At 64.2% G+C, this 6,386-nt stretch carries 5 protein-coding genes; 4 read left to right on the top strand and 1 reads right to left on the bottom strand.

Annotation, left to right across the window (positions count from 1 at the left end):
* Positions 1 to 1,678 (bottom strand): hypothetical protein (locus KA354_24910; protein MBP7937893.1); only part of this gene is annotated, 1,678 nt, incomplete at its 3' end.
* Between the two features lie 277 nt (positions 1,679 to 1,955).
* Between KA354_24910 and KA354_24905 the strand changes: the two genes are divergently transcribed.
* From KA354_24905 to KA354_24890, 4 genes are all read left to right on the top strand, one after another.
* Positions 1,956 to 2,390 carry a hypothetical protein gene (locus KA354_24905; protein ID MBP7937892.1) on the top strand — a complete coding sequence of 145 codons (435 nt, stop codon included), beginning with the start codon at positions 1,956 to 1,958 and terminating at the stop codon, positions 2,388 to 2,390.
* Between the two features lie 106 nt (positions 2,391 to 2,496).
* Positions 2,497 to 3,732 (top strand): AmmeMemoRadiSam system protein B, encoded by a 1,236-nt coding sequence (gene amrB / locus KA354_24900; GenBank protein ID MBP7937891.1) that lies wholly within the window; start codon positions 2,497 to 2,499, stop codon positions 3,730 to 3,732.
* Between the two features lie 29 nt (positions 3,733 to 3,761).
* Positions 3,762 to 4,862, top strand: coding sequence for a tetraacyldisaccharide 4'-kinase (gene lpxK, locus KA354_24895; GenBank protein ID MBP7937890.1), 1,101 nt, complete (start codon positions 3,762 to 3,764; stop codon positions 4,860 to 4,862).
* Between the two features lie 101 nt (positions 4,863 to 4,963).
* A complete protein-coding gene (locus tag KA354_24890; GenBank protein MBP7937889.1) occupies positions 4,964 to 5,815 on the top strand; it encodes a hypothetical protein in 852 nt (283 codons plus the stop codon).
* The last annotated feature ends 571 nt before the right edge of the window (positions 5,816 to 6,386 follow it).

The following is a 6,386-nucleotide window of genomic DNA, read 5'->3' as shown; positions in this document are numbered from 1 at the left end:
TGAGCACGTTCGCGTCCACCGCCATGCCCAAGGTCAACACCATGCCCGCAATGCCCGGCAGCGTGAACGTCGCTTGCAGGAACGACATGACCCCGAGCGTGATCACCAGGTTCATCAGCAGGGCAATGTCGGCGATCACCCCGTTGAAGGTGTAGTAGATGGCCATGAACAGGACCACCAGGATGGTGGCCAGGATGGCCGAGTAGACACCCTTGGCGTGATTCGTCGCCCCCAGCGACGGCCCCACACTCTTCTGCTGAAGAGGCGTCTCCTTCAGACGAGCCGGCAGCACGCCCGCGTCCAGCGTGTTCACCAGGTATTGAACTTCCTGGATGGAGAAGTTGCCGCTGATCTGCCCGTTGGTGCTGATCTCGCTGCGAATCGTGGCCGCCGAGATCGCCGTGTTGTCCAGGAAGATGCACAGAGGCCGCTGGAGGTTCTCGCGGGTCAACTTGGAGAACCGGTTGCCGCCACGCGTGTCCAGCTCGAAATTCACCGCCGGACGGCCTTGCGGGTCGCGCCCAGGATAGGCCCCGCGAAGCGACCAGTCGTTGGCCCCCTCGTTCAGCAGACCCATGTCCGCCGTGGCGTGAGTCAGAACGTACTTGACCCCCAGGTACTCCTCGACAATGTAAGCCCCGGGCGAGGTGATGCTGTTCTCCTCCGGCTTGGAAACCTCAAACCAGCGGAAGTTGTCGCCTTCCCGCGGCCGCGGTCCGTACTTCTTCAGCTGGTCAACGTACTTGTTGATGTCCTCCTTGTAGGCGGGATTGTTGCAGTCCGTCCGGCCCGGATTGCTCCGGTCGCGCTCGGCGAGAATCCGAAACTCGAGCTTGCCCGCACCACGAAGCAGCCGCATGAGATCCGACGGATCATCCAGCGAACCCTTCTGGCCAGCCCATTCGTCATACCCGACGATCAGGGCGTCAATCTGGGCGGCCAGGCCCCCGTGCTGCTCCTTGATCGTCTTGAGCCGATCCGCACGCACCTCGCTCTTCTTGTCCAGCTCGAGCACGTCCATGAGCACCCGGATGTCCAGGTTGGTCTTGAGAATCTCCTCAATGGCCTTCCGACGGTCAATAAACGCCTGGTCCGCATCCTTGGCCAGAACGGCACTGGTCGGCCGAGTGGCCGCCGGTTGGCTGGTGGCCTCCGCCGGCTGGGTGCCCGCCGCCGCCGTGGACAACTGCACGTACTTGTCATGAATCTCGGCCAGCTTGCTGAACAACGCCTTCCGCGCCGGCACACCCTTCACCAGGGCATCAAACTCCAACTGACGCCGGTCGGCCGGCAGGCTCATCGCCGCCCGAATCTGGGCCTCCGTGATGCTCGTGGCAACCAGCGCCTGCTTGGCGCTGTCAAAAGCCTCCCGCTTCACCGACTCGGTCTTGGGCATCTGGATCTCAATCCGGTTCCAGCCAATCGAACGCCAAACCAGATTCCGACTGTTCTGCGGATCAACCCGCTGCCTCAAAATCGAGGTCACCTTCTCCGCCAGACCACTCTTCTGACTGGAGTCCAGCCCACTGTCGTCAACCTCGAACAGCAAACTGTGCCCGCCGCCCAGGTCGATCCCCGGCTTCAGCTTCGTCTTGTCCAGCGGCCAGATCTGCCAGGCACTCAGCCCAACCAGAACAACAATCAGCCCCAACTTCGACCATAAATTCTTATCGCCCATGTCTGTTCCTCAGCGGAAAGTGAGTTCGTCTCTCTGACGGAAACGCCGATTCATCCATATGCGTGAAAAGTCAAACGGCCGGAGCCCGAACCGCGCGACGGCACCGGACGCGACCGAACGGTTCGGTTAGCAGAAGACAGGCGGCGCGTGCGCATATCGGCAGGCCATCCACCCATGCTGAGACGGGTCGCTCGCGCCGCGGATCTCGGTTCTCGACCGCCAGGAACCAACCCGGGGACCACCACCCACAATGCCGGTGGCCGTCGAAGAGGATACCATGGGCAACCGAGGTGCGGGATCGACCGACACCCGCGCCAGACTCCCATCCCACACGTCAAAGGTCGCACTGACCCACACCGCACGCGACGGCGACACCGGCACCCCCGCCCCCTCCGGCTCCGGACACGCCGGACTCTCCACCGCCAGGCAACCGCCCGACCCGCCGATATCGCTCGCAAACGCAGGGTGGGATCCGGCCGGCAGCGTGGCCGCCGTCAAGGTCAACCAGATCAGCGCCGCAATCCAAGTCACCCACTTCGACTCCCGGGTCATCCCACCCACCCGGGCGGCCATGACCGTCTCCCAACCCGCAAGCACGCTGCTCGCTTCGCAACCCCGTACTATACCCGAAGACAACAACCCCCACCAAACCACACCCCCCACCCCAAATCAGCCGCCCCTGTTCATCGGCCGTTCACCCCACCAGCCGTGATCCCCAGACCCCAAAACACTCGCCAAAGTCGCCTTCGCCACGCCCATCGGGTATGCTCTCCAAACATGTCCGGACCGACGCCCACCGAGCGAAAGGCAGATCCCTGATGCCCCTGTCCAAACCCTACCCCCGGCTCAGGCCCGTCGAGGTCCTCCCCGGCGAACACGAAGGCCAACAGGTCCTCATCGTCCATGACCCCTCCGGTTTGGCCGTCAGTCCGATAACCGTCTCACCCGCCGGACTGTTCATCTTCTCCCTCCTGGACGGCAAAAACGGCCCCGATCAAATCCAGGCGGCTTTCCGTCAACAGTTCGGCGCCACCCTCCCCTTCAGCCAACTGGAAAACCTCGTCGCTCAACTCGACGCGGCCCGCTACCTCGACAGCGCCTCCTTCCTCGAACACCTCCAGAAACTCCACGCCGAGTACCACGCAGCCCCAGCCCGGCAATCGGCCGAGAGTCAAGCCGAACCCGGCGAGGAACACGAATCCACCGCCGCTATGCTCGAACGTCTGTTCCGCGCGAACGAACCCGCACCGCCCCACCAGGCGGGCGGCCGAATCGCCGGCCTCGTCGCCCCCCATCTCGACTACCCCCGCGGCCAACGCTGCTACGCAGATGCCTACAGCCTGCTCCACGCGGATTGCCCCGCTAAACGATTCGTGATCCTCGGCACCAACCACTTCGGCCAGGCCACCTCCGTGGTCGCCACCGGCAAAGACTTCGCCACTTCACTCGGAACAACCCCCACCGATCGGGCCTTCATCCACCAGCTCAGCGAACGATGCCTCACCGACTTGTGCGAGTACGAGCTCGATCATCAGCGCGAACATTCCGTCGAACTGCAACTCATGATCCTCCAGTATGTTCTCGGGGCAGGTAATTTCCAGATCGTACCCGTGCTGTGCCACGACCCGTGCGGCCCGTCGGGCACCGCACCCTATGACGGCAACGGCGTGGACCTCCGCGTGTTCGCCGAAGCCCTCCGCGATCTGATCCAGGAGGACCCCGACCAGACGATCGTCGTCGCCGGCGCCGACCTGAGCCACGTGGGCCCCCGGTTCGGCGACCAGCGGGATCTGGACGACGAGTTCCGCAACGAGGTCGCAGCGAAGGACCGGGCGGCGCTGGAGGCCTTCGTGTCGGGCGATGCCGCACAATTCCTTGAGGTCATCCGCAGCCACGATAACAGTACGCGGATCTGCAGCTCCGGCTGCCTGTTCGCCCTCATGACCGCCCTCCCTCACGCCCGGGCCGACGTTCTCCGCTACGACCAGGCCTCCGACCGGCCCAGCGGCACCTGCGTGACATGCGCGTCGATTGTACTTCGCGAACACCCATAGAACGCCCAACCTGCAAAGGAATGGCCCCCTTGAACCTCTCTTCATCCTATGTCGACCTGATCAGCGGCCAACGCCGTGGCTTGGCCGCCACCGCCGCTCGAGCCGGATTGCTCGGCCTGTCGCTCCCCTATCAAGGCCTGCTCCGGATCCGCAACCACTGGTACGACCACCTCGCCATGCCCCGATGGCTCGAGATCCCGGTCATCTCCATCGGCAATCTCACCGTCGGCGGCACCGGCAAGACCCCCATGGCCGTTTGGGTCTGCCACCACCTGATCCAACACGGACGCAAACCGGCGGTGCTCTGCCGAGGATACAAGGCCTCCACCCAGGATTTCGCCGACGAGGCGGTCATGATGTCCCGCCAGTGCCCCCAGGCCGTCGTCATCGCCCACCCCGACCGGTTCGCCGCCGGCCAGCTGGCCATCACCGAGTACGGAGCGACGGCCGCCGTGCTCGACGACGGACTCCAACACCGACGAATCAGCCGAGACCTCGAAATCGTGCTCATCGACGCCACCCGACCCTTCGGCTTCGGATATGTCCTCCCCCGCGGACTGCTCCGCGAACCCCTGGCCGGCCTCGCTCGAGCCGATGTCCTGATCATCACCCGAACCGATCAGGTCACCCCCGACCAGCTCACCACCATCGAGCAGACTCTCCGCCGGCGAGCCAGAGCCGAGGTGCCCATCCTCCAGGCCGTCCACCGCCCGGCAGGCTTCGTCGATCTGAGCGGCCAGCAAACCCATCCCGGCAAATACCGGCGAATCGGATGCCTGGCCGGAATCGCCCGCCCCGAGACCTTCGTCCAGACACTCGAAAACCTGAACATCCACCCGCTCGCCAATCAGTTCGTGCCCGACCACTATCCATACCGGTCCAAGGATGTAAAAAGCCTTGAAAGGTGGGTACAAGAGGAGCAGCTCGACGCCATCGTGACCACCGAAAAAGACGCCGTCAAACTCATGCGCCTGAACCCCCAATGGCCCGCCCCGGTGCTGGCCCTGCAAATCGAGATGGTCCTGACCAAAGACGGCGATCGGGTCCTCCGTGAGTTGATCAAAACCACCCTCGCCGAAGCGGGATCATCCTCGCCCGGCGGTGAGCCGGAGAAGAAACCCCCCTCCTGAGCCGGCCGGACACGCACGGCAGCCCCCGCCCCGGTCGATAACCCCCAACCCGGAAAACAGATCCGTACCGCTTCCTCGCCCCAACGGTTATGATCGTCTCAATGCCTCGTCCCGTGTTCACCGTCGACGTCTTCGGCCACTTCACCCCCGACAACCTTCGCCTCCTGTGGCGCGACCAACCCCGGCCACCACACCCGACCATCGATACCCTGGTCGCACAGGCGTGGACACAGTTCCACGAGCAGGCCCGGCGCGAGGGACGAAAACTGTTCAACGGCCAGCTGGCTCGACTCCTCCACCACGAAATCGTCGACCACACCCTGACCATCCAGGTCGGACCCACCGACTACGCCAACTTCATGGGCACCAATTACGTCAACTACCCCCTCGGCGACAAGCTGGGCTGGGAATACTTCGGAAACCCGATCGGCACAACCGCCACGGTCATTACCTCCGACGGCTGGCTGCTCTACGGCCGCCGCAGCCACCGCGTCGCTTGCCATGCCGGCTACATCCACACGTTCGGCGGCAGCCTCGAAGCCGATGAACGCCGGCCCGACGGCACCCTCGATGCCTTCGCCAGTCTTCGCCGCGAGCTGAGCGAGGAACTCATGGTCACAACCAACGAGGTCGCCAACCTGGTCTGCATCGGGCTCATCCGCGACGCCTGGATCCGCCAGCCCGAACTCATCTTCGACGCCCAACTCGCCCTCTGCCGCTCCAAGCTGGAAACGCGAATCGCCCACGACCAGGACCACGAGCACGAGGCCATGGTCGCCCTGCCAGATACGCCCGACGCCGCACTCCCCTTCCTCACCACCGCCACCCGTATCGCCCCCATCGCGGCAGGCGCGGTCTGCCTCCACGGACGCCGACGCTTCGGCGAGAATTGGTACGCCGCCGTCATGGCCGAACTGGCCAACGTCGATCTCGACGCCGCCCCACCCGTCTGACCACCCATCCGCCACCAGCCAACAGCTGACCTCGACAAAGCCGACCACAAGCCAGCACCACCACCGGCGCCGCCTCGACACCGGCAGAACCACCACCACCAGCAACAGAAGCCCATCCGCCGCCGAGCAGCGAAAAACGCAAGCACCGTCAACCGCAGGCAAAGGCCCTGGCAAACGACATGAGCCCCTGGAGAACAGCACCCTTTAACCTCAGCCAACTGGGCAACAACCCTCCCCGGGACAGCCGACGTGTTATTCACACCAAGAACCAGCTTGGCCCTACCCCGCACCGATCAGCACCCGGGAACCCCTAAACCCCCGGATGTCGGCCCCGGAAAGAGACGCAAATGGCTTCGTTTGGCCAACCGCAATCACCGCTCAGCAGTCAAACCCGCCCGCGAGCGGAAAGACCACAACCGTCTCCAGCCCGCCAATTGGCTTCGTTTGGCGCAAAGACTTTCTCCAAATCAGGCACCAAACCCCTCTGGCGCGGTCAGAAACGCGGTTCCCGCCTCCAAGCCATGGGTTCGTTCCGTCAAAGCCATCCCCGGCCAATACCATCCCACCCCCC

The organism is Phycisphaerae bacterium (assembly GCA_018003015.1).
Lineage (GTDB): Bacteria > Planctomycetota > Phycisphaerae > UBA1845 > PWPN01 > JAGNEZ01.
This window is presented reverse-complemented; position numbering and strand designations above follow the sequence as displayed.

What these genes read in the sequence shown, in the direction of transcription:
- KA354_24905 (MBP7937892.1), top strand. Translation starts at nt 1,956, where the DNA reads ATGGGCAACCGAGGTGCGGGATCGACCGACACCCGCGCCAGACTCCCA.
- amrB (MBP7937891.1), top strand. Translation starts at nt 2,497, where the DNA reads ATGCCCCTGTCCAAACCCTACCCCCGGCTCAGGCCCGTCGAGGTCCTC.
- KA354_24890 (MBP7937889.1), top strand. Translation starts at nt 4,964, where the DNA reads ATGCCTCGTCCCGTGTTCACCGTCGACGTCTTCGGCCACTTCACCCCC.